This window comes from Bermanella marisrubri (assembly GCF_012295615.1).
GTDB lineage: Bacteria > Pseudomonadota > Gammaproteobacteria > Pseudomonadales > Oceanobacteraceae > Bermanella > Bermanella marisrubri.
In genome coordinates this window covers 2972095-2996727 of sequence record NZ_CP051183.1, presented here as the reverse complement: position 1 = coordinate 2996727, position 24633 = coordinate 2972095, and the positions used below count along the sequence as shown (strand labels likewise).

General features: G+C 43.0%; 20 protein-coding genes and 1 riboswitch. Of the genes, 11 read left to right on the top strand and 9 right to left on the bottom strand.

Features of this window, described 5'->3' with window-relative positions:
* Positions 1 to 291: 291 nt before the first annotated feature.
* Both HF888_RS13895 and HF888_RS13890 read right to left on the bottom strand, forming a co-directional pair.
* A complete protein-coding gene (locus tag HF888_RS13895) occupies positions 292 to 1035 on the bottom strand; it encodes a hypothetical protein (RefSeq protein ID WP_007018625.1) in 744 nt (247 codons plus the stop codon).
* A gap of 422 nt (positions 1036 to 1457) precedes the next feature.
* On the bottom strand, positions 1458 to 2177 hold the full coding sequence (locus HF888_RS13890) for a hypothetical protein (RefSeq protein WP_040297963.1): 720 nt from the start codon (positions 2175 to 2177) through the stop codon (positions 1458 to 1460).
* Between the two features lie 416 nt (positions 2178 to 2593).
* Here HF888_RS13890 and HF888_RS13885 point away from each other — a divergent pair, with 416 nt between their 5' ends.
* On the top strand, positions 2594 to 3472 hold the full coding sequence (locus HF888_RS13885; RefSeq protein ID WP_168367071.1) for an MBL fold metallo-hydrolase: 879 nt from the start codon (positions 2594 to 2596) through the stop codon (positions 3470 to 3472).
* A 12-nt stretch (positions 3473 to 3484) separates the two neighbouring features.
* Here the strand turns inward: HF888_RS13885 and HF888_RS13880 are convergent, their stop codons facing one another.
* The gene (locus HF888_RS13880) at positions 3485 to 4504 is read right to left on the bottom strand and encodes an AraC family transcriptional regulator (RefSeq protein WP_007018418.1); all 1020 of its coding nucleotides are present in this window, start codon (positions 4502 to 4504) and stop codon (positions 3485 to 3487) included.
* A 5-nt stretch (positions 4505 to 4509) separates the two neighbouring features.
* Positions 4510 to 5412 (bottom strand): GGDEF domain-containing protein, encoded by a 903-nt coding sequence (locus HF888_RS13875; protein ID WP_007018419.1) that lies wholly within the window; start codon positions 5410 to 5412, stop codon positions 4510 to 4512.
* 187 nt (positions 5413 to 5599) lie between these two features.
* On the opposite strand from HF888_RS13875, the gene HF888_RS13870 reads away from it, so the two are divergent.
* The 5 genes from HF888_RS13870 to hemH all read left to right on the top strand — a co-directional run bounded on the left by HF888_RS13870 (position 5600) and on the right by hemH (position 13666).
* The gene (locus HF888_RS13870; RefSeq protein ID WP_007018420.1) at positions 5600 to 6859 is read left to right on the top strand and encodes an alkaline phosphatase PhoX; all 1260 of its coding nucleotides are present in this window, start codon (positions 5600 to 5602) and stop codon (positions 6857 to 6859) included.
* 50 nt (positions 6860 to 6909) lie between these two features.
* Positions 6910 to 9237 (top strand): TonB-dependent receptor plug domain-containing protein, encoded by a 2328-nt coding sequence (locus HF888_RS13865; RefSeq protein WP_007018421.1) that lies wholly within the window; start codon positions 6910 to 6912, stop codon positions 9235 to 9237.
* Between the two features lie 71 nt (positions 9238 to 9308).
* A complete protein-coding gene (locus HF888_RS13860) occupies positions 9309 to 11183 on the top strand; it encodes a phytase (RefSeq protein WP_007018422.1) in 1875 nt (624 codons plus the stop codon).
* An 89-nt stretch (positions 11184 to 11272) separates the two neighbouring features.
* Positions 11273 to 12592 carry an NAD(P)/FAD-dependent oxidoreductase gene (locus HF888_RS13855; RefSeq protein ID WP_007018423.1) on the top strand — a complete coding sequence of 440 codons (1320 nt, stop codon included), beginning with the start codon at positions 11273 to 11275 and terminating at the stop codon, positions 12590 to 12592.
* A gap of 90 nt (positions 12593 to 12682) precedes the next feature.
* On the top strand, positions 12683 to 13666 hold the full coding sequence (hemH, locus tag HF888_RS13850; RefSeq protein WP_007018424.1) for a ferrochelatase: 984 nt from the start codon (positions 12683 to 12685) through the stop codon (positions 13664 to 13666).
* Between the two features lie 18 nt (positions 13667 to 13684).
* Here hemH and HF888_RS13845 read toward each other — a convergent pair whose 3' ends face one another.
* The 3 genes from HF888_RS13845 to lipA all read right to left on the bottom strand — a co-directional run bounded on the left by HF888_RS13845 (position 13685) and on the right by lipA (position 17380).
* Positions 13685 to 14260: an EAL domain-containing protein gene (locus HF888_RS13845; protein WP_083771931.1), complete on the bottom strand. Its 576-nt coding sequence runs from the start codon at positions 14258 to 14260 to the stop codon at positions 13685 to 13687.
* A gap of 188 nt (positions 14261 to 14448) precedes the next feature.
* Positions 14449 to 16020, bottom strand: a complete 1572-nt coding sequence (locus HF888_RS13840; RefSeq protein ID WP_007018426.1) for an IS1182 family transposase — start codon at positions 16018 to 16020, stop codon at positions 14449 to 14451.
* Between the two features lie 286 nt (positions 16021 to 16306).
* The gene (lipA, locus tag HF888_RS13835) at positions 16307 to 17380 is read right to left on the bottom strand and encodes a lipoyl synthase (protein ID WP_007018427.1); all 1074 of its coding nucleotides are present in this window, start codon (positions 17378 to 17380) and stop codon (positions 16307 to 16309) included.
* A 136-nt stretch (positions 17381 to 17516) separates the two neighbouring features.
* Positions 17517 to 17651, top strand: a riboswitch (yybP-ykoY riboswitch).
* 83 nt (positions 17652 to 17734) lie between these two features.
* Here lipA and HF888_RS13830 point away from each other — a divergent pair.
* The 5 genes from HF888_RS13830 to HF888_RS13810 all read left to right on the top strand — a co-directional run bounded on the left by HF888_RS13830 (position 17735) and on the right by HF888_RS13810 (position 23210).
* On the top strand, positions 17735 to 18289 hold the full coding sequence (locus HF888_RS13830) for a TMEM165/GDT1 family protein (protein WP_040298028.1): 555 nt from the start codon (positions 17735 to 17737) through the stop codon (positions 18287 to 18289).
* A gap of 69 nt (positions 18290 to 18358) precedes the next feature.
* The gene (locus HF888_RS13825) at positions 18359 to 19294 is read left to right on the top strand and encodes a DMT family transporter (RefSeq protein ID WP_007018429.1); all 936 of its coding nucleotides are present in this window, start codon (positions 18359 to 18361) and stop codon (positions 19292 to 19294) included.
* A 243-nt stretch (positions 19295 to 19537) separates the two neighbouring features.
* Positions 19538 to 20809: a DsbA family protein gene (locus HF888_RS13820; protein ID WP_007018430.1), complete on the top strand. Its 1272-nt coding sequence runs from the start codon at positions 19538 to 19540 to the stop codon at positions 20807 to 20809.
* A 125-nt stretch (positions 20810 to 20934) separates the two neighbouring features.
* On the top strand, positions 20935 to 21960 hold the full coding sequence (gene ahr / locus HF888_RS13815) for an NADPH-dependent aldehyde reductase Ahr (protein ID WP_007018431.1): 1026 nt from the start codon (positions 20935 to 20937) through the stop codon (positions 21958 to 21960).
* A 218-nt stretch (positions 21961 to 22178) separates the two neighbouring features.
* Positions 22179 to 23210 (top strand): metallophosphoesterase, encoded by a 1032-nt coding sequence (locus tag HF888_RS13810; RefSeq protein ID WP_007018432.1) that lies wholly within the window; start codon positions 22179 to 22181, stop codon positions 23208 to 23210.
* 74 nt (positions 23211 to 23284) lie between these two features.
* Here HF888_RS13810 and HF888_RS13805 read toward each other — a convergent pair whose 3' ends face one another.
* Complete coding sequence (locus HF888_RS13805; RefSeq protein WP_007018433.1) at positions 23285 to 23947, bottom strand: TorF family putative porin; 663 nt, start codon at positions 23945 to 23947, stop codon at positions 23285 to 23287.
* A 93-nt stretch (positions 23948 to 24040) separates the two neighbouring features.
* The gene (locus HF888_RS13800; RefSeq protein WP_007018434.1) at positions 24041 to 24631 is read right to left on the bottom strand and encodes an HAD family hydrolase; all 591 of its coding nucleotides are present in this window, start codon (positions 24629 to 24631) and stop codon (positions 24041 to 24043) included.
* Positions 24632 to 24633: the final 2 nt, after the last annotated feature.

Here is a 24633-nt window from a genome sequence, read left to right as displayed (position 1 = left end):
TGGGTACTCCAGGCAAAAGGATTTACAATCAAGATTTAATATGTCTATTAATTATAAAAATATAGTAAGTCGTAAGACTACACACCGATTACCAGGGTGTTGTGACCAGTTCAGATACTGTAACGGATTGCGATGGTTATATGGAACATTCATATCTGAATGTGCGCTATAATTTTGGGACATACAAAATTTATGCGCCGTTTTTTGATCAGTTTGGACTTGTAACGCATAACGATATTTTCTTGCAAGTCTGTGACGACTATTAATTAGTCGCTTAAATAGGGGGGTGTTTTACACCTCTATTTGTATACGACGATATGTTAGATCAACCTTTTCTTCTAGCCCTAGCTTTTCAGCAGCGTGGTCGACCTGTTTAGAAAAAGTCCCTTCAAGATCACTCCAGTCAGCACGACGCTGTTCCATCAACTCACGGCCTCTTAGAATCCCTGATATATTATCAGTATTAATGTCATATTTGGTCATACTATTTGAGTTGTTATAAGAGTTTACGGATAACTGGCTTTTGCCTATTAAGCCCATGGCCATGTCTTTGAAGTGATAATCAAACTCTGAGCTGTTCAATGCGTTTTCCAAGTCCTTTAAAGCCTGACTACTAAGCTTGTCTTTGCCTTCCAGAACCTTGATGCCGCCATTTTTATCTATGGTGAAATCCCAATCTTTGAACTTAAGATCGTACTTCTCTATTGCACCTTGAATCTTTGGATTATCTTTATAGTCCACCCAAGCCTGAGAGAACCCTGAAATAGCTTTAGCACCAGCGCCAACGTCATTAAATCCATCTTTATTGAACAGTGGTGCATTGTTGTTTTGTTGCCAGTTATCGAAGTTTATTTTCGGCTCCCGATTCATGGCTTTGATCGAGGTTAATGTCACCGTTGTCGCTTCCATTTTGGGTTTTGTTGACTCAGGCTCTATGTTCTCTGGAGGCTTTGAAGCAGGGGTGATCTTTGGGTCTACCAATGATTTAGCAGTACCTAATACGGTTGATGATATTGGAAGTCCTGAAATATTCATAACGAATCCTATGATTATCAACTTAGTTAGCGGCTAAGAATGCTTGAGCTTTAGGCTTTTCATTCCAGTTCCATGCATTTCAGAAAAAGGACTAGGTGGCTAATGCATTCTAATAACCAATTGTTATTAGGAATGTAGGAACCTGTACGTAATGCGTGGATAGCTGCAACTGATGGCTATTTAGGACTTAATTGAGGGTGTAAGCCAATTGCTAATGAGTTTTATTGAAGGGTATAACACCTGCTTGTGTGTGAAAAATTTACCCTTCTATGTTTTAACTGGAGCCTGTAGATAAATCTGTGTAACTGCTTATCATCTTTGACTCACCCCAGTTTATTATTCGATACAGGAGTACAAAATCAGTTTTTTATGAATGCTACTTTAGTAATAGCTATTTTATTTGTCCTAGGTATAGGAGTTAACTAGTATTTTTCGACAGCTCTCATCATTATCTGAGTAGCGACAAGCTTTGATGGGAGTTGTTTGCCCTCGTTATAAGCCTCTCGAGCCCTCAATGCCACATGGTTAATATTACTTTCAGACGTAACAGCCACCTTTTTTGAGGCATATGCTAAAGTATCGGCATTCGTCAACTTAGTTTCGTGGTCGATTTTCATTCCCAGCATCAGCTCACGGCCAAAAATAACATCTTTAAAGTTGCCCTTATTTACATCATAACTAGCGAGGCTCCCATCCTCAGAAAAGCCCTCAGGCCCTCTAGCACCAATGCCATGATTTATCACATTCTCTGCTAACTTTTCCATGGCAGTATCTATTCCATTGTCCGCAAGCACTTTAGTGAGCTTGTTGATCTCCGATTCAGAGAGAGAATCGTCGCCCTCAATTATTACAATCTCTCCAGCTTCATCAATCGAAAAATCCCAGTCCTTATTCAGTAGCGTGGCATCACTTCGTAGAAGGTCACTTTGAACTTGTGTGTATTTTTCTCTCATCTGATTGCTGCTACTAATGATACCCAGCTGTGAATCACCCATTAAATTAGAGTAAGGCCGATATTCATCGAGGGAAAATTGGCCTCTTTTAGACAAGGTCACATCTAAGGTCTCGGACTTCGGAGGGGATGATACAATGTCAGTAGCGACTCGAACTAGGGGGGAGCTTGCTGGGATAGTTGGGTTCATTCCTAGACCTCGCCAATTTGTATATAGCTCTTTATCGGCCCGATGAGGCTGTTTTTCATATCAGCTATAGATAAAAAACACATAAAATCTTCGAATAATCCATATTAAGTATATAACGCAATTGATAATGAGTTTAAGCGTTTGGCATAACACCTATTTGTGTCTCAAAAACTTTCCGTGTTCGATTGCTTTAAGCAACTAAATGAAGACACTACGCGAGAGTTTGATGGTTTGGGAGTGGGCTTGTCCACCGTGCATGAACTAGTGACGTCAATGGGTCTGAAGGTTCGTGCTAGTGGCATTTCATGACGTAAGTGCCAAACAATAGTGGCTTTTTTAAAAGCCTTTACTTTACAGGGTAATCCAGCTTATGGTCGAGAGCGTACACTGACACTCGATGACATAAGGAGATATTCATGAAATTCATTGCTTCCACCCTGATTTTACTTCTAAGCGCTAGCCTAACTTTGGCTGACGTTCGCTTTGAGAGTAAAAAGCTCGAAGATAATATTTACACCGTGTTTGGTGCCGGAGGCTTTACCGGTGGTAATCATTTACTGATAAGTGGTGACGATGGCGTTATTCTCGTTGATACATCCATGCCGGATTATGCCGATATGTTGATAGCTACCATTGACGATCTTGTGGATGAAGATGAGGTAGACTTTTTGATTAACACCCACTTGCATGCCGACCATGTTGCCAATAATGGTTTTTTTGCTGACGAAGGTGCGACCATTATTGCCCATCAAGGCACCTACGATACGCTAAAAAATAAAGGTCTTGTTTCTGGTGGCGGCGTAAGTGACGCCGGTGAAAACATGTTGCCCCATGTGGTTTTTTCACAAAGTATGACGCTTTATTTAAATGGTCTTACGATTGAGCTTAGTCACATTCCTAACGCACATACCTTGAGTGATATCATTGTGTACATCCCTGAAAAGAATATGATTCATGTAGGAGATATGTTGTTCAACGGCATTTTTCCATTCATTGATCTAAACAATGGTGGTGATGTTGACGGCTATATTGCTGGGCAAAAACAGATCCTAGATATGATTGATGATGAAACAAAGGTGGTTGCGGGCCATGGTCCATTTGCTAGCAAAGCTGACTTGAAGAAAGCTCATGATATGCTGGTGGATGCTAGATCAATCATCGCCATGCATAAAAACAAAGGTAAATCGGAAGACGAAGTGGTAGAAGCCAATCCACTTAAAAAATATCACGATGACTGGAATTGGGGATTCATTACTACTGAGCGCATGACTCGCCAAGTATATCGCGGATTATAAACTTATTTATCATTAAGTTTGCTTGAACTGGCTGGGGGTTAAACCACACCAGCGCTTAAAGGCGCGGCGGAAATTTGCCGTGTCTTTATATTTCAAAAATGAAGCTACCTTCTGATTTTCCCATTCCTTTTCTTTGAACAAATACAAAGCAACACTTAATTTCGATAATCCATCAAGGTGTTTAAATTGCGTTTGATGGGTCTTTAGTTTTCGTTTGAGTGTCGCACTACTCATGGCGAAGCAATCTGCCAAGTCATTTAAGCTCAATTCCTTATCTATATTGTTTGCGAGCACATCATATATTGTATATAGCAAGCCTGGCTGTATTGTGGATCGAACATTAGCTTGATGTGCGTGAAATAAACTTGGGCTGGCGGAGGCAAACGCTTGGCTCAGATAACGGATAGGTAATCGCATAACATCGAGAGGTGCCTGTGTGCGAAAATCACCTAAGTGAACTGTCATAAGTGGATCTAATTGTGAGTTTCCTTTACAGCTGAGAAAACAAGTCCATGGCCAGTGGGTTTGTGATAAATGTCGAATACAAGAAATCAGACCAGACATGTGGGCAGAAACTAAAAAGGGCTTTAAATCATCACAGCCATAGGCATCAATCCACTGTACGTAAAAATAGTGCTCGTCCCAATAGAAGCGTGGTTGTAGCAATGGAGAAAGTTCTGCTCCATAGTTTTCAAAAACATTAACGAGTTGTCTCAGGTTTTCGCAAAAGCTTAATAGTGGAGCCGCTTGGCTATAGTGGCCGGGCCAAAGACGATGACCTAGCAAGAACGCCAGTTCATCGTTAGCGAAAAGTCTCTTTGCATTTTTCATGCAGCAAAGTATTTGTTCCGCGCTAATTAATGTTTCGGGTTTGAGTAAATCCTCATAGAACAAACCTGTACCATGTAAAACCGTATTTAAACTGGCTTTGCCTTTACGAATACGGATAATGTCGAGCAATAAAAGTAGTTGGCCCTGTGCAAGATGAACCTTATGAGTTCTTTCATGATATTGCTGACGAGTAACAAGCATAGGGTCTAACTCATACCAATGGCATCTTTTTTAATAAGAGATTCATTGGCTCGATCAATGAGTGTCGAGATACTGTCAGGACTTCTCAGGGAGTCAGAAGCCAGCCCATAGCTAAGATCAATGAGTAATCGATGATTGCCGCCGCTAATTCTAAAGCATGTCTGGCGAATCATGTGACGTAACTCCTGTGCGATCATATGGGCGTCTTCAGGATTCGTATTGGGTAGGATTAAGGCAAAGCGATCACCTGCATAGCGGCATAATATGGCCGTATCTGGGATACCGATTAATAGCAAATCGGTAACTTGTTGTAGTAGTTTGTCCCCTGCATCAAAGCCATAATGTCGATTGAAATTATTAAACTCGCATATGTCGAGCATGACGATGGTTTGCTGGCTATTTTGAATGGATTGAGTGGCCAATACGTCTTTGATAAATTCTGCCTGAGAAAGTTGAGTTAGCTCATCAATAGTATGGTATTGGCGAACATAACCCTCGCGTTTTTGTAATTGACGATTCAAGGCTTGCTGCTCTTTATGCCAATGGAGTAAACCCAAGCTGAGGATTATGATTCCAAGAGGCATAAATCCGCTTTCGATCCAACCATTCCAATGTTGCGGATGAGGATTACCATACAACTCATCCAAGAAGTCCTGAAACAAGGCTAGGAATAGGCATGCCAAACCACACCATAACAAGTCAGTGACTCGTCCTTTGGGCCTAGACAATAAAATAAATGTCATCCACAAACCTGCTGCAATGGCACTGCCTCCTTCTCCGACTACATCCCACCAATCAATTTCAGACCATTCTTTGGCAATGCCTAGTTGGGAATTAATAGTAATAAGCGCCATTACTAATAGCAGTAATACTGTGATCTTGCGTTGGTGCAGGGTAATCCAGTTCATCTTGTCATTGACCTCATTTCTGATTCATAGCCTATGACGATTTTGTGACAGTTATATGAAGTAAATGATGAATGGGGGGTGCTTTTAGCTCACGCCTTTTTTGTTTCGATGCTTGCTTGTCATATTTCTGTTCCTACATGTAGCTAGCCTGTGCTTAATGATCTTTGTTTGTTGCAAGAGTTTTTCAATGAAAACTAGTCGTCGCGAATTACTAAGAAAAGCCTGCTTTGCTTCGGGTATGTTGGCCATGGGTCCTATGCTATGGGCCCATACTAATCCTGCTTCACCACGCAATGCGGTTCCACATGGGTTTAATAAAAAGCAAAGTAACTTAGCCGCTTTATCTAAAAACATGGTTGAGGTGTCTGTTGTTGGTGACCCTGAGACTCATGTGCGTATACCAGCAGGTTGTGAAATGCGCCTCGTAGCCAAATCCAATGAGACAGTAATTAATAGAGGCAGATATGAATGGCATTTTAATCCAGATGGTGGTGCCTGCTTCCCCACGGAAGATCAAGGCTGGGTCTATGTATCAAATTCAGAAATGAAGCAAAAAGGTACAGGTGGTGTAGGTGCAATCAGATTTAATCAAGAAGGTGAAATTATTGATAGCTACTCAATTTGTCAGAACACCACCAATAATTGTGCTGGAGGCATTACCCCATGGCACACCTGGTTAACCTGTGAAGAAGTGGCGGAAGGTTATGTTTATGAGTGTGATCCTTTGGGGAAAATACCCGCAAAAAAGATTCCAAGTCTAGGTAAGTTCAAACATGAAGCCGCTGCGGTTGATCCGAAAACCGGCATTGTGTATTTAACCGAGGATGAAGTCGATGGTTGCTTTTATCGTTATCGTCCATTTACACATACACCTGGTAGTAAAACAGATTTCCAAAACGGACAGTTGGAAGTCGCTTGCATGCAAGAAATGAAAGATACCGATATATGGCAGATGTATTGGTTGCCAATCAGCAAGCCCGAGCCTGATCTATCTCGATATTTACCAACGCGAAAACAAGTCAAAACGGCACAAGTATTCAAAGGCGGAGAGGGCTGCTGGTTTCATGATAGTGTCGTTTACTTTACGACAAAGCATGACAACTGTGTTTGGGCGCTTGATACACACTCACAAGAGCTAATTCGGATTTACGACCAAGCACGGGATCAGCACTTTGAACCTAAATTAAATGATGTTGATAACCTAACTGTGTCTGCCCAAGGGGACATTATCGTCGCAGAGGATGGTGCCAACATGCGCTTGGTCGTATTCAATCATCAGTCTAAACCATTCGAATTTGTTAATTTTCTTGGTCACGAAAAGTCAGAAATTTGTGGTCCCGCATTTAGTCCAGACGGGACACGTCTCTATTTTAGTTCTCAGCAAGGCATAAAAGGTGAGGCTGATGATGGCCGTACCTATGAGCTTCGCGGGCCTTTCTTCATTTAATTTTATCTATTCAATCAATCTAAATTAGGCAGTATCACTTGGGGAAATATATGAAAATACTTAATAAAAATACTCTAGCTCTGGCTATTTCTAGTCTTGCTTTTTCATCATCGGCTTTCGCCGAAGACAATACCATCGAACTACAAGGTTCCGATATGTCTATAGAAGAAGTTATTGTTCATGGTGAGATTGGGTATCGCAATCGAGTGGATACAATCGAGCAGGTTTTGGAATATGACCGTGGTTATTTTGAGCGTTTTGAGCCCTCTAGTGCTGGCGATGCATTGAAGCGAGTTCCCAGCGTGACGTTTTTGTCTGATGTCACTGAATCGGATGGTGCAAGATTACGAGGTTTAAATCCAGGTTATACGCAAATTTTGATTAATGGCGAAGCGGTTCCAGGTATCGGGCAAGATCGTTCATTTTTATTGGATCGAATTCCTGCTGAGCTTATCGAACGAGTTGAAGTCATTCGCTCCAATAGCGCTGACCGTCCAGGGGATGCTTTGGCCGGTGCAGTCAATATCATTTTACGCGATAGCTATAGTTTGGATGGTGCTTACGTGAAACTGGGCGGTGCTATTTATAGTGAAGAAGAGGAAGTAAAAGAGAGTCTGGCTGCTGTTTGGGGTGGCGAGCTGGCAGGTGGTCGTGCGGTCATTGGTGTTAATCGGCAGGGTCGTCTAAATCCAAAACAGAAAAATAGTCTGCGCTACTCTGATTCACCTGAGAATAACGCCAATTTTGCTACAGAAGAGTTTGATAATCGTGAAGATCAGAGCGATGTTCGTGATAGTACAGATACGTCTTTGAACTTTAACTATCAAAAAATGCTTATGGATGGTTCTGAACTTAAGTTTGATGGTGTGTATGTTGATACTGATAGAACCGAAAAAGAACGCTCATTTGAGTACGATAATCCAACGGCAACAACCGGGCCGGTGAACGAAGGCGGAAACTTACTCACAGATAACCAGCAACTTCAAGATATTGAGCAAAGCAACGCTAGCTTTAATGTGGCTTATAGTTTTTCCATGTTAGATGGCACATCAGAAGTCAAAGCAGGTTTCGCTCAGTTTGAAAGTACGAATGATAACAGAGAATCAGAAATTGACTTCGAAGACGCACAAAGTGTTATTGAAGATGAGCGTGAGCTGGAAGTATTTGAAGATGAAGAAATCAACATATCCTTTTCTCATGAGCGTAGCTTAAATGAGATGCTTACATTGAAAGCGGGAATAGATCTTCGCAGTAAAACCCGAGATACATCGATTAAAGCTGGCGATAATGAACGAGATATCACTACATCAGGATGGGATCAGTTTGCTTCTAATAGTCCCTTATCCGTTGCCAATTCCATTGATGACTTAGAGGCGATAGACGGGGGCTTAAATAGCATTGAAGAAGACCGTATGGATATTTATGCCTTGCTTGAAGGTGAAGTAGGTGCATTACAATGGGAAACGGGTGTCCGTTTCGAAAAAACCGATACCAGCATTGAAGATAAGAATTTAGATCAAACTGTCGATAATGATTATTCACAAGTATTACCCTCATTGCACATTCGATATGCAGTAACCGATTCTGATCGAATTATGTTGTCTTTAGCGCAAAGTGTACGTCGTCCTGATTTTAACTACTTAACGCCGGCGACACTGGAAGGAGAATTTGAAGATAATGATTTACGCGGCAATCCAAATTTAGAACCAGAGCGAGCAACAGGTTTAGATCTTGGATATGAACACCGAATTGGTCGTAAAGGTGTTATGGGTATTAACTTTTTCTACCGTGATGTAAGCGACAAAATTGAACTCGCAAATACACAGGAAGACTCAGTAACCGCCATTGAAGACAATGAACCAGGCACTTTTGTTTATGAACCTCAAAACATTGGAGACGGCACGGTTCAGGGAGTCGAAGTGGATCTGTCTATGCCTTTGTCTATTCTTGCGTTGGATAACACAGGTATATTCGTTAATTATTCGTATATTGATAGTGAAGTAGAAGATGAACTAGGGAAGCGAGCCTTTAACGATCAACCTGAGTGGGTTTATAACCTAGGATTCATTCAAGACTTACCTAATATAGCGGCATCATTCGGTGCGACCTATCGTGAGCAAGGGGATGCTTATGGCCGTTTTATCGCAGAAGAGATTACTACCAGCTATGGCCCAGACCTAGAAATTTTTATTGAAAAACGTTGGCCTTCAATGACCCTTCGATTTGTAGGTTCGAATCTGCTGGATAGCAGTAAGGACGAATCTTTCAATAAATTTGAAACCATTGCCGATCAGCAAAGCCGTAGCTTTGACGAATACGAATTGGAAACGGAAGAGGCCGGCCCCGTTTATCGCTTAAGCTTACGTATGGCTTTGTAAATAGAGTGGGTTATGGCAAAAAGCGTAGCGGATAAGTTTGCTGCGCTTAATTTAGTAGTAATGAGGAAATTATGAAATTGTTGAATATTTGCTTGGTGATAGCTCTAAGCACGCTCTTGTTAGCTTGTGATGACTCGAAATCGGCATCTCAAGTTGAGAGAACTCTGAATGTAGAAATAAAAAATGAATGGGATAAGGTCATTGCTAAGCAGCAATGGAAGAACCACTCCGCTTCAGTCTCTCAATCTGAAATACGTATTGAAAATAAAAATAATAATCCAGACGTATTAGAAAGCATAGAGGGTGATTTCGAATTGTTGACTATGGTAAAACACCAAGAAGAAGCTTGGTATTTTACCATTCAGGATGAACGAACACTGATCACTGTTAATGAAAAAGGTCTTATTTCAAAACAGATTTTACCCGCGCCAGTAGAAGGTATGTGCGCTGATATGCAGCAAGGAAAAGGTGATTTATTAGTACTGATGGAAAACGGAAACGGATTGCACTTTCATTTAGACGTCGATGAAAGTAAAGAGTTAAAGATACATAACTTACGTACTATTACATTGCCACCGCTTAGCGAATATTGTGTGATGGATCTTACTCATGATCGAGTTTTAGTTTCTGAGGAAGGTATTGGTGTGTGGGCATTGCCGTTGGATATGGAAAAGCAAATGCAGCGAACTTTGGTGGATACTGTGCAGCAGGGTCATCTTCAGCACACGGCAACTGCTATGGTTCTTCTTAAGGATCGTTTATGGATTGTGGATGAGCAAGCACTCAATCAATATCAGATATTTTCAGATCACTTCGAATTTGAAAAACGTTTTGCGTTTGCTAATACCTATGAAGCCGACCAGCTACTCGTATCGAAAAGTAATGACGTATTAGAGTTTGTATTGCTTGATGATAATACAAAGCAATGGTTAGCTTTTTCACTTAATGCGCCAGCATTCTCGATGCAGGACGTTAACACTATGGTCAAAGTGAAACCTGTGGTGGAAACCCAACCCGTTCCTTTGCAAGGAGATGTGGCGGACGACCCTGCAATCTGGGTGAATCCAAAAGATGGAGCCAAGAGCTTAGTTTTAGGCACCAATAAAAAAGCTGGCTTGCATATATATGATTTACAGGGCAAAGAGGTACAGCGCTTTGAAAATGGTCGCCTTAATAATGTGGATGTTATTCAGGGTTTCACCTTTCAAGGACAAGTAATGGATATCGCGGCTGCCAGTCATCGTGATCATAGCAGTATTGCTTTGTTTTCTATGGACCCAGAAACAGGACGCGCACAAATACAAAATGAGTTATCCACTGGCCTAACTGATGTATATGGTTTTTGTATGGGTCGCGATCCAGAAGGACAACCATTGGCGTTGATCAATGCTAAGGATGGTCGCTATGAAGTCTATGCCATAAAAGATAGCGAACAAGGTTGGTCGGGAGAGCTGGTGCGCCAATTCAAACTGCCAAGCCAACCAGAAGGCTGTGTTTATGATCGCCAACAGCATCTTATTTTTATGGGTGAAGAGGATAAGGGGATCTGGACTCTAGATTATAAAGATCCTTCAGCGACACCTCAGTTAGTTGTGGAAGTGAATGGCGATTGGCTAGTGGATGATGTGGAGGGTTTGGATATTTATTATGGCCATGAAGAGAGTGTCCTAGTGGTTTCCAGTCAAGGCAATGACTCCTATGTTTTGTTGAATGCCAAGGCACCCTTTGAGTTTATACACCGCTTTAAAATAGGTTTTAACTTGGATGCGGGCATTGATGGCGCGTCGGAAACCGATGGATTAGCAGTAACGTCTGCCAATCTTGGATCTGGTTTTGAGCAAGGCATGCTTGTTGTGCAAGATGGCCGAAACTTTTTACCCGAGGATCTACAGAACTTTAAGTACGTGTCCTGGCAAGATGTGGTAGCAACAATTCCTCGACACTAGCCGAATAGAAGCTGCCCAGCCTTGCTTGCTCGGCCTTAATGTGTAGAATCCTAAACATTGTAAAATATATTCTACATTTTGAGGTGAATATGGGCGTATCAGAGAACGCCAAGCAGCCTAGGGTGGGCGCTTATTACACTGCCACCGTCAAGCAAGAGTCTGATTATCCAGAGCTAGAGGGCGATATCCGTGTCGACGTGGCCATTGTAGGCGGCGGCTTTACCGGTGTGAATACCGCATTAGAGCTGGCTGAACGCGGCTTAAAGGTCGCCGTTATTGAAGCCAGTAAACTGGGCTGGGGCGCCACTGGGCGCAATGGGGGCCAAGTCACTGGTAGCCTCAGTGGTGATGGTGCTATGCGCAAGCAAATGCGTCGCGCCCTTGGCAATGATGTAGATAACTTTATTTGGCATCTGCGTTTTCACGGCCACGACATTATTAAAGAGCGCATCGAAAAGTACGGCATCGATTGTGATCTCAAGTTTGGTCATTTACACACGGCCTATAAACCCGCTCACATGAAAGAGCTGGAAGCGGATTATCAAGAGTTGGTTGAGCATGGCTTGGGTGATCAGGCGCAGTTAGTGGACCGCGAGGGCATATCTGAATTTCTAGAAACGGACATTTACCACGGTGGTATTTACAATAAAAAGAACATGCATCTGCACAGTTTGGATTTATGCTTAGGCGAAGCACTAGCTGCAGAATCTCTGGGCGTTCGGTTTTTTGAAAATAGCCCAGTTATCAATATTGATCATGGCAATAGCGCTGCCAATAAACCGGCTAAAGTTTTCACTGAAAAAGGATCGATAACGGCCAATACTGTGATGCTAGCAGGCAACGCCTATCATCGATTAGAGCGCTTAAAAATGAGCGGTAAAATTTTCCCAGCCGCAGGCGGTATTGTGGCCACGGAGCCACTGGGCGATGTAGCAGATTTGATTAATCCAAAAGATGTAGCAGTTTATGATTGTCGCTTTGTTTTGGACTATTACCGTTTAACCAAAGACAAGCGCCTTTTGTTTGGCGGCGGTGCTAATTATTCTGGGCGTGAAAGCCGTAATATCGAGGCGGAATTGCGTCCGGCCATTGAGCGAACATTTCCTCGATTAAAAGGCGTGAAAATTGATTATCAATGGTCTGGCATGATGGGCATTGTTATCAATCGTATTCCGCAGTTAGGTAAGCTTTCCGACAACGTATTCTACGCACAAGGCTATAGTGGTCATGGTATCGCGCTTTCGCATATTGTCAGTGAAATTATGGCCAATGCCATCACTGGCCATATGAAGGATTTCGATACTTTTGCTCAGTGCAATCATGTGCGTTTACCTGGCAGTGAATGGATTGGTAATCAATTCTTAGCGCTAGGCATGTGGTATTACGTATTGATGGAGAAGTTGCGCTAATAAATTTTACAGAGCGTTTGAACCGCGCTCTAGAATAGCGCGTATAGTTGCCCTATCATTAATGCAGACCGCATATGTTAAGGGGATACTGTGTCTCAAGTTAAAATCGGTGTTTTATTAGTCAACCTTGGTACACCCGAAGCGCCTACCGCTAAAGCCGTTCGCAAATATTTAGCCGAATTTTTATGGGATCGCCGCGTCGTGGACGTGCCTCGTCCTATCTGGTGGTTAATTTTAAACGGCATTATCTTACGTTTTCGTCCCGGTCGCGTTGCAAAGGGTTATCAAAGTATCTGGACGGAAGATGGTTCTCCTCTTATGGCCATCAGCAAGCGCCAACAGCGCGCTTTGCAAGACGCGCTTGATCAGCAAGGTTTAGATATCCCTGTGGAATTAGCCATGACCTATGGCGAACCTAGTATGGAAACAGCCGGGCGCAATTTGCGACAAAAGGGCGTGGAAAAAATGCTGGTGTTGCCGCTGTATCCTCAGTTCAGTGCGTCCACCACGGGTGCGGTTTTTGATCGATTGGCTAAAGGTTTAAAGCGTTGTCCACACCTGCCAGAAATGCGGTTTGTTAACGAGTACCATCAGCACCCTTTATACATTCAAGCCCTCACGAATTCGGTTAAAGAGTATTGGAAGGAGCACGGTAAAGGCGATAAATTAATGATGTCTTTCCATGGTATCCCACAGCGCTACGCAGACAATGGCGATCCGTATCCGCGCCAATGTAAAGCTACTGCTGATGCTTTGGCGCATGCTTTAGATTTAAAAGAGAACGAATACCTTTGTACTTTCCAATCTCGCTTTGGCCGTGAAGAGTGGGTCAAGCCCTATACTGATCATACGCTTGAAGACTGGGGGAAGTCTGGTGTAAAGCGTGTGGATATTATCAGCCCCGCCTTTTCTGCTGATTGCTTAGAAACATTAGAGGAATTGGAAGAAGAAAATCGTGAGAACTTTTTGGAAGCCGGTGGCAAAGAGTACCATTATATTCCTTGCCTAAATGATCGCTCTGATCATATTGAAATGATGTCGGAGCTAGTGAAAACTCATATCTGTAATTGGTAAGTTTTTGCGTTTTATATGTTACAGGTTTTGAATGTTCGGCAGGCATTCAAAACCAGGTTTCGCAAAGTAATAGCCTTGGATAAGTTCTACACCCAAGTCTTTCAGTGTTTGCATTTCCCCTCGGGTCTCTACACCTTCAGCAATGATACGAATGTTGAGTGCATAGGCTACTTCGATCATACCTTTAAGAATGATGTGTTTCTTTTCATCTGTATCCACATCACGTACCAAAAGCATATCAAGTTTTAAAAAGTCCGGTTGATACTCTGCTAGCAAGCCAAGGCCTGCATAGCCAGCTCCGAAGTCATCAATAGCAGTGTTCATACCACGAGCTTGGTAGTCTGTAACAATGCGCTTTAGATGTTCGCGATCTTTTATTTCTTCACTTTCCAAGAATTCGAATACAATGTTTTCAACAGGAAATCCAACCTCATCGGCGGCTTTGATTGTTGTTTGAATACAAGAAGCCGGCTCGTATACCGCGTTAGGTAAAAAGTTGATGTTGAGGCGGCATTCAATGCCGAGTTTCTGCGCTAGGGTAACGGCTTTGACTCGACAGGTTTGGTCAAACTGATAACGATTGTCGTCATTGATTTTGTCTAAGACGGAAAACGCACCTTCGCCATTAACGAGGCTGTAGAAAAACCACTTTAAGGACCATGATTCCCTACAGCCTAAATACTTAATTTAATTAGCCGTTAATTTGCCACATCAATTTTAATTATCAACCTTAAACACTAAAATAATGAAGATAAAAACTATGAGGCAGCTATATGTCTATATTAATGACTTAATTGCCCGTAATTCGTTAACTTTTCAATATTATGAACCATACAATACAGCTGCCATTGGGATTCGACCTTGTCTTTTCCTCGCAGGCTGAATCGATTTAATCCTTTATTGGTTCCGATATTGGCAAAGACAGGTTCTACTACCGACATTCGGTGGCTGTAAATCTGTTTGCCTTCTTTACTATCGACTCGATGTTTCATCCAATCGGTGTAGGTTGGCCCTCGCTTATGGGATAGCGTGAAAGAGACCTGTCGGCCACTGCCTTTTCTGTGATCGGCGGATGCTGGGTTTTGCATGCACTTGGTTTTTAGCTCGCAGTTTCGACATTGCATGATTCGGCCATTAAAGAAGGCCTTGGGCACGCCAGAGTCTGAGATGCGGGTATTTTGATAGCTAAGGGTTTCACCTGCTGGACAGACACAGACAAGATTCACTGGATCGAAGTTAAATTCACTGGGTGGAATCACATTTCGAACATGGCTTTTTTTCTTTTCATTCTGATGACGCTTACCGTATTTTCTCTTTTGTCGTGCGAACTTAGGATCTCGGCTTCGAAACTGATTATCCGGCACGTAGGCATTAATACCCGATTCATATAGATATTTCATATTAGCTTCATTGGCGAAGCCCGTGTCGGCAGTCACTATGGTTTTCTTTTTGTAGATATCTTTGCTAATGCCTATTCGCTTATATCTTTCTCGCACTTTTTCTATAATAGGCCTCAACGTATGGTGTTCCTGGCCCTCTCCAAAGGCTTGCGCATCAATAATGATTTGATGCTTTTTATCGACCGTTGCCACACCATTGTAGCCTTGAATGGTTCCTTTACTGGTGGTCATCTTGCCTGACTGATTGTCGGTGATGTTACTTTTAACTTCCTGTTTTCTCTTGCCTTGCCCCATCCTTGGACTAGACGTCTTTAGGAACTTATCAATCTTATCGTAAGCATCAGATAAAGTTTTAATGGCTTGCTGAGCGCACTTGGCTCGTTCCTCACCAAGGGATTCGTTTTTATCGATCTTTTTATGCTCGGTAATATGATGCTTGATCAAGCGCTTTATCTTTGCTCGCTTTTCCTCTAATTCTTTAAAAGTACCTGACCATTCCTTTGCCGCATTGGATGACATCTTACATCCATCAATGGCAAACAGTTCGTTACCTAGCAATCCTTGCTCGTGACAGATTAAAAGGATCTGTTCAAATAGGTTTTCAATTTCAGAGGAATGACCGCTCACGAAGGAGGCAATGGTTGTGAAGTGGGGTACCGTATCGCAGGACAACGCCTTAAAAATGATATTGGTTTCGCAGCACCATTGAATTTCACGACTAGAAGTAATGCCTTTTGAATACGCAAACAATATGATCTTTAACAAAATAGCTGGGTCATAGGCAGGACGGCCACTATCATGATTACTGTACTTAGGATAGAAAATAGAAAGATCGAGTTTTTCATTAATCAAGTAATGAACAGCGTACTCAAACGTACCCGGTTGCAATTGATCTTTGAAATTAATTACAACCATTGAGGTTTGATCGTAATTGTAAGGAATGAATTTTGGCATTGTCACACCTCCATATGCGAAGGTGCATTTTATCAAAATTTATAAAGGAAATGGGGTTTTTCTACAGTCTCAACGCCTCTAACAAGGGCTTCATAAGAAAACGGTTTACCCGTGGTGATATCCACAATGGGTTGGAAGGCAAAGCTAAAGTCAAAGTCTAGCGGTGCTTCGTCCCGGCAGCGGCTGCATCCATGTGCGTTTGAGGGCATAAGCAACTCGTAAAAAAAGGCTACTTAATTAGTTAAGCAGCCTTTATGCATGTTTGCCAAAGAATAGGACGAATTGCTTACACCTGTTTTACCGGAATGCGGTCGGTGTCTGGGATTGCTGGTAATTCTATACCTAGATTATTCTTTTCGAATACTTGGTCCGCACGATAGCTAGAACGTACCATGGCCCCAGACGCTACTTCCATAAAGCCTTTTTCTAAACCAATTTCGCGATAGCGATTAAACTGCTCTGGTGTCACATAACGGTCAATAGGTAAGTGATTACGCGTCGGACGCAGGTATTGGCCCAGAGTTAAAATATCCACATTGGCGGCGCGCAAGTCATCCATGGCTTCATAGATTTCTTCGTCGGTTTCGCCTAGGCCTACCATGATGCTAGTTTTTGTTAACACCTCTGGGTTGTGCTGCTTAGCGAAGCGCAGTACTTCAATGGTTTGCTCGTAACCAGCACGAGGGTCACGTACATCGTGAGTCAGACGTTTTACGGTTTCCACATTTTGCGCAAAGACATCGAGGCCCGAATCAACCACTTTGGCAACGTGTTCTTCAATGCCATCAAAGTCTGGTGTTAGGGCTTCCACTTTTACGTCTGGAGTGCGTTGTTTGATGGACTTTACACAGTCGGCGTAATGCTGGGCACCACCGTCCTCTAGGTCATCTCGATCGACTGACGTTAATACAATGTAGCGCAGCCCCATGAGTTCTACCGATTCGGCAACATTAGCGGGCTCCTCTCGATCTAACCAGCCTTTTGGGTTGCCGGTATCGACTGCACAGAAGCGACAAGCTCGAGTACAGACGGAGCCCATCACCATGATGGTGGCCGTGCCGTTATTCCAGCATTCGCCGATATTTGGGCAATGGCTTTCTTCACAAACCGTGCTTAGGCGATGTTCACGTACATTGGATTTGACGGCTTCAAAGCGCTGACCACTTGGAATCTTGGCTCTTAACCATTTAGGCTTGCGCAAAATAGGGGCGTTTTCAGCATGTCCGGAACCCGACTTAATACCATCTTTAATGGCACTGAATCCTTGCTCGCTTTTGAATTTGCTACCACTGCGAACGGGCTCTTGGGCGGCTTGATCACTGGCTTGCTTGTCAGGATTGGCCGGCGCTGATTTGGACATGAATACCTCAAAACATGGGACCGATAAAGATGAGTATAGGATATCACGCTTTAGTAAGGATTTGTTTTGGATTCAGTAGATTTGCTAGGCCGTTTTCGGTCAATGACTTGACCTTATACCGGTTCTTTTTATAATGCCCAGCATCTTAGGGGAGTAGCCTGCTTTTACTGCTGTGACCAAATCCAGTGGAAGAGCGGTAACGTCAACATACTTGAGCCCTCAATGGCTTATGGCGTTATCAAACAATCCGTCTCATTGGCGCTATTGTTTTGGCAAGACCTGAGGTAAATAGCAACCCCAATGGCGGGAGGTTGCCGTTTGCCTTTGGTTGTTATTCCCGCCGGAACTCTATTTATGGACGCATTACTCACTTCTACGGTCACTGTGGCCCTCGCCGAAATTGGCGACAAAACCCAGCTTCTCTCTTTCTTACTTGCAGCACGATTTCAAAATAAATGGGCGATAGTGTCGGGTATTTTCTTGGCCACTATTATCAACCACGGCATCAGTGCTTGGCTGGGTGAATGGGCAACGAACTGGCTGCACGGTCCTTGGCTAGATTGGGTTATCGCCGCTAGCTTTTTTGCCGTGGGCTTGTGGATTTTGATCCCCGATAAGGTAGATGAGGAGCCCAATTTGCTTGCTCATATGGGGGCATTTGGTGCGACTACGGTTTTATTCTTCCTTGCGGAAATGGGTGACAAAACTCAAGTGGCTACGGTGATTTTAGGTGGCCACTATCAATCCATATTCTGGGTCACCGTGGGTACTACATTGGGTATGTTGGCGGCTAATGTCCCAGCCATTTGGATGGGGGATAAACTTTTATCCAAGTTGCCGCTGAATTTAACGCGCTCACTTGCGGCTCTCTTGTTCATTGCCATGGGCGTTGTTGTCTTGAGTCTTTAAAGCGCTTGGTTTCAGCAATGATATGCTCTAGACTTCAGTGTTTTAAATATTGAACAGGTGTAAATCTTGATGAACAAGACCGCGCATTTCTGGGGTTGGGTGCTGTTATTTGTCTGCTTTGTTTGGGGAGTAGAGTTCTCCCTTGTGCATATGTCCCTCGACAGCATGGGTGCTCATACCTTTAATGGCATTCGCTTTTTAATCGCCTTTATCACCTTGGCTGCTTGGTTTATTTATTCTAAGCATGGGTTTTGGCGCCGTTTGGATAAATGGCTGGTCATTCATGGGGTGGTATTAGGCTTTTTATTATTTACCGGTTTTGCCACACAAACCATTGGCCTGCAGTACACCACTGCTAGCAATGCTGGTTTTATCACCGGCTTAAACGTGGTCATGGTGCCGATTATCGCTTGGCTATGGCTGCGTCAAACCCAGCACTGGTATGTATGGCTGGGGGTGGCTCTGGCTACTATCGGAACCCTGTTATTGACCGGTGGATTGAGTGGTTTTGGTGAAGGTGAATTATGGGTGCTGATTTGTGCGTTGGGATTTGCCACGCATATCGTTTATATCAGTCGCTTTGCCCAAACCATTGATGCATTAAGTCTCACTCAAGTACAAATGATAACGGTAACCGTATTAAGCTTTTTGAGTGCCTTTTGGTGGGAAGCGGAATCCCTTGCAGGCGTGACTCAGGTACTGTTATCTGAAGGTAGCTTTGTGCCTTGGGTAGCCTTGATTTTGGGTGGTACTTTGGGTACCGCGTTTGCCTATTTAGCGCAAACCCTTGGCCAGCAAAGTTTAGAAGCGTGGCGTGTCGCTTTGATTTACTCCACAGAGCCTTTATTCGCTGCCTTAGGCGGTTTTGTTTTGCTTGATGAGCGCCTCGCCATGCTCGCCTGGATTGGTGCTTTGTTTATCATCGCAGGTATGCTGATAGCCGAGCTGGTGGATGATGACGTAGTGGAAGAATTGCTTGATGAGCCAAACGCCGATGTTAAATGATCGCAACACATGCTTGGTTTAGCTGTATCGGTGAGCATATTTAATACCACAACTTTTTAGCGGCGTTACTTGGCAGGACGCCAAGTTCGAGCGTACATGGATGTACTTGCAGCGTCCGCGAAAAAGTAGTGGTGTTGAATGTGCCCTTGGCTACCTTTAATCACAAGCCTATACCGCTTTTGTCTCAGAATTGTTACGCTAGCTGCTTCATTCCAGCGACATCAACTCAAATAGGCGCAAGGTATGAGCATCAAATCTATGATAATGCCGTATATAGCGGCTATGATCAGTTCCCCAAGCTGGCGAAATCGACGCCGCAGATGGGCAGCGCGCAAACGTAAATTATTACGTCGCCAGCCAACTCTCACCGTTTTCATTCATATAAACGATCCATATAGCTATCTTTTGCTGCAAGTATTACCGCGTTTCGTTCGGCGTTATCATCTAAAACTGGTTATTAAGCCAATCTTAGAACGTCAAGGAGACATGTTTCCTGAATTGCGAATGTGGCAAGGTTATGCACTGCAAGACGCACAGTTTTTGGCCAAGCTTTATGAGTTGAAGGCGCCGAGAGAAATCACGTTAGATGATGAACAGATTGAGTTAGCCAGTCGCAAGCTATTGGAAAAAGGCGACAATGTTTTAGAAATCCTGAAAGTTTATGAGCAATGTTATAACAATGAAATGACATCAGATCGCTCCATTGCTAATCCTGTTTCTCAATTAAGAGCCAACGAGCAATCACTGGCAAAACTTGGACATTATTCAAGTGCCATGATCTATTTTGAATCTGAATGGTATTGGGGTGTTGATCGCTTAGACCATTTGGAGCGACGCTTAAATGAACTGGGCTTGAACGCGTCACCTGCGAAAGTAGAATTTGTAAAAACCTATGATGGACTGATGAAAACGCCGTGTCAGCATCCGCAAGATTTTGAACTGGATTTTTATTGGTCCGCACGTAGTCCGTATTCTTATATTGCACTGCGTCGCACTATTGAATTTGCTCATTTTCACCAATTGCAGCTGAATATCAAACCGGTATTACCAATGGTAATGCGCGATTTACCGGTACCAGCAAATAAAAAAATGTATATCTTTTTTGATACGAAGCGGGAGGCTCAAAAGTTAGGTATTCCTTATGGCAAAGTGGCTGACCCTTTAGGCAAGGCTGTTGAGAATTGTTACGCGCTATTAGAGTTCGCTCGTCAGCAAGACAAGCTAGAGACTTATTTATTAAGTTTTGCCAACGGTGTTAACAGTGAAGGTATACATGGTGAGCGTTTTTCAGGTATGGAAAAAATCGTTGAACGGGCAGGCCTTGATTGGCAAATGGCTAAACCTTTAACAAAGTCGGACGATTGGCGAGCAGAGATCAATGAAAATCTACAAGCTTTGTATGAGTTAGAGTTGTGGGGCGTTCCCAGTTATCACTTAAAATCACAGAACAGTGACGATGTGATTGCATGGGGGCAAGATCGGTTAGCAGCGCTAGAACAAGCCCTACTTAAGTAAAGCCACAGCCGTTGTCTGTTGAATCTATGCAACAGCGCTTTCCATAAAAATCGCTAGCCTTAATAGGAAGAGCCGTTTTTAATTATGCGCAATAGTTCGTAATAAAATCCATTGAGGAGCTTGACATGATTAAAGCCTTTGCAGCAGACACGGCGAAAGGGGAATTAAAGCCTTTCGAATATGAGGTGGGAGAATTAGGCAGCCAAGAAGTTGAAATCGAAGTGCATTACTGTGGTGTGTGTCATAGCGATATTAGTATGCTAGATAACGAATGGGGCATGACACAATACCCATTTGTACCTGGTCATGAGGTTGCTGGCTTGATCAAGCAAGTGGGTGCCGAGGTCAATCACTTAAAAGTTGGTGATCGCGTCGGCTTAGGTTGGCAGAGTGGTTACTGCAATCATTGTGAGAATTGCATGAGTGGTGATCATAATTTATGTGGAACAGCCGAGATGACAATAGTGGGTCGCCATGGTGGTTTTGCAGATCATGTACGTGCGCAAGCGAGCAGTGTGGTTAAACTTCCAGACGACATCCATATGGCTGATGCGGGGCCTCTTTTTTGTGGCGGCGTAACTGTGTACAACCCAATGAAGCAATTTGATCTTAAGCCAACAGCAAAAGTCGCTGTAATTGGTATTGGTGGTCTAGGTCATATGGCTTTACAGTTTTTGAATTCTTGGGGATGTGAAGTAACCGCATTTACATCTACAGAGGAAAAGCGAAAAGAAGCGATTGCACTAGGTGCTCATAAAACCTTGAACTCTCGTGATGAGGGAGAGTTAAAAGGTGCTGCCGGCAGCTTTGATATGATTATTTCTACTGTCAATGTCAGTCTTAACTGGGAAGCGTATATCAATACGCTAAAAGCAAAAGGCCGCTTACATTTTGTAGGTGCAGTATTAGAGCCTATTCAAGTGGGAGTATTTCCACTCATGATGGGGCAGCGTTCAATCAGTGCAAGCCCTGTTGGTAGTCCAAGTACTATTAGTCAGATGCTTGAATTCACTGCGCGCCATCAAATTAAACCACAAGTGGAGTTATTCCAAAAAGACCAGATTAATGATGCGATTAATCATGTTCGTGAAGGAAAAGCTCGCTATCGTGCGGTGATCCAGTTTAAAGCCACCTCTGATAATTCAGCTTGATTCTAAAAGCCGTGTCCTTCGGTGCCTTGATCGTGAAACACGATCAAGGCCAGAGATTAAGATGACTTGTTAGAGATGCACTTGTAGAACAAATGTTCGAGACACGTCTCACATTTCAGGTGACGTGTCTTTTTTTTGACACCACTTTGTCTCTATTTCGTATTTTTCTCGCAATAATTTATCGCTAATGTGTCGGCTCCAATCATGGAGGACACATAATGAAAATAAAAACGCTACATTCACTGGCTCTAACCGGTTGTTTGCTACCAAGCCTTGCTTGCGCTATGTCTGGTGAGCCTGAGCCCACACCCACGCCTATTCCAGCTCCTAATAGTCAGGTAAGTATTATCGCTATTGGTGATATGGGAACGGGTAAAGAAGCGCAGTACGAAGTGAGTCGCGCAATAGAAGCCGTATGTGCAGAGAAAGCTTGTGATTTTGCTATTGGCTTAGGCGATAACATTTACGAAGTTGGTATTGATAGTGCGCAAGATCAGCAAATGCTAACTAAATTTGAATACCCATACGAAAACTTAGATTTCCCGTTTTATATGGCTTTGGGTAATCACGATAACTCAAGCGTGAGCGGTATCGGTTTGAATAATAATAAGGGTGAGCATCAAGTGGACTATCACTATCAAGCAGACCGCTATAGCGATAAGTGGAACATGCCAGCACGCTATTACCGCTTTGCTGCACCGCTTGAGAGCGAGGCCAAGCTAGTCGATCTGTTTGCCCTCGATAGTAATCCGTTGGCGGCCCTTAGTGATTTGAATCCTGAGTATTATCAAATCCCTTACAAAAAAAAGCAGCAGAAGTGGTTTGAGGATCAGTTACAAACCAGCCAAACGCCTTGGCGTATCGCGTTTGCCCATCATCCCTATGCATCCAACGGATTACATGGTGATGCGGGTTTGTACGATCGCGTACCATTGTTAGGGATTGTTTGGCACAACTTTTTAGAACAATCTGTGTGCGACAATGTGGACTTAATCATTACAGGGCACGACCATGATTTACAGTACTTGAAGCCGAGAAAAAATTGCGGGAAAACAGAGTTTATTATTTCTGGTGCTGGAGCGAAAACTCGTGAGTTTCGCGATGAGAACCGTAATGAAAGCTATTGGCAGCAGGATAATATAAAAGGTTTCTTTCGCCTTGATTTCATCGGTAACAAACTTACGATTGAAGCATACACAGTGGAGGCTGATCAGCTAACTCTAGCTTATACTCGAACTATCGAGAAATAAGAGATGACGATGCTTCGGTAGTTTATAACTGAAAACGGCGCACTTGGCGCCGTTTTTTATTCTTAGACTCTAAATTAAAAGCGTTTGCGAACGCCAAAAACAAAGTTTACGTCATCGTCGTCATCTACGTCGTTTCCAGGATTTTGATCTTCGACATAGGTCGCACCGATAAAAATATCTAAACCATTGAATTCTGGAAAATCACGGGCTAACTCGATACGACCGTTGAGAGTATCATCGTCAGCATCATCATAGAGGGTGTAGCCTATAGATGCGTCTAGATAAAAGCGATTGGGTAAAAACTTCTCAAGCTTCAATTCTGGATACCAATAGTTACCTTTGATGCCTCTATAAACATCAATGGTTAATGATTTGCTTGGACTTGTACCGAACTTAAATTCGGTTTCATCAGATTGCGCGTCATTTAAATAGTTATAAGTGATAATTTCAGTATCAAGGTTGAAAGAACCGAATTTGTTGTTGTATCCGAAGCTGACGTCCATCTCTACGGGTAAGCCTTCTGCACCATCTGGTTTTTCTACGTTACTGAACCAAACGCTACCGTAGGCATTTCCATTTTTGACATCGGCTCCGCCTTGGATAGCAGGGCTGTTATCGGTTTGTGTAACACCACGAAATAGATAATCATTTACTAGAGAAATATTATAAGCAGGGCGTGCATCGGCAACGCTCGTCATCACTAGAGTAGATAACGAAAGTACAGCAAGCTTTTTCATCGTATGTCCTCTTACACCGTTTAAAGTGAATTATTTGTAAGTAAATTCTTGTAGTCGAGACTAGTATAAAGTCTGCTTAGTCCGATGATATGGTTAAAACGTGATTTTGTGTTCTAGTTCGGAAAAATCTTGAATTACAAGATCAGCTTTATGAGCATAGTCGGACAATTCTTCTGGAGCGTATAAGCATGACCACATCTCAGCATTAATGGCCGCTTCTATGTCGTAAAGAAAGTCACCAATATACATGATGTTATCGGGATTCAGTCGCCATTTATTGGCAACTCGAAGCAGTCCCTCTGGGTTCGGCTTAGGCGGTGCATCATCTCGAGTAAGTACTAGGTCAATGGGAATATTGTTGTGTTGAATTTTTAGCATGGCGGCATCTCTCATATTACGAGTGATGATCGCCATGGGTATTTTTTTCGACAGGCAAAGATCGACAAATTCCTGGGCACCCGGTAACCACGATGATTGAGCCGCGTCTTCCATTTCATGATTATAGATAAAACGATGAGCTTCTACTTTTTGTGCTTCGGGTAGATGATTAACGTGCTCTAACAAGTCTACATTTTTTGGGCAAGCTAATTCCCGCTTTAAATAAGCAAAGTCTAAACGGGAGCTAACAAGTGTACCATCCAAATCAAATATGATTGCTTTAATCGGTACTGAAGAGACATTCATAA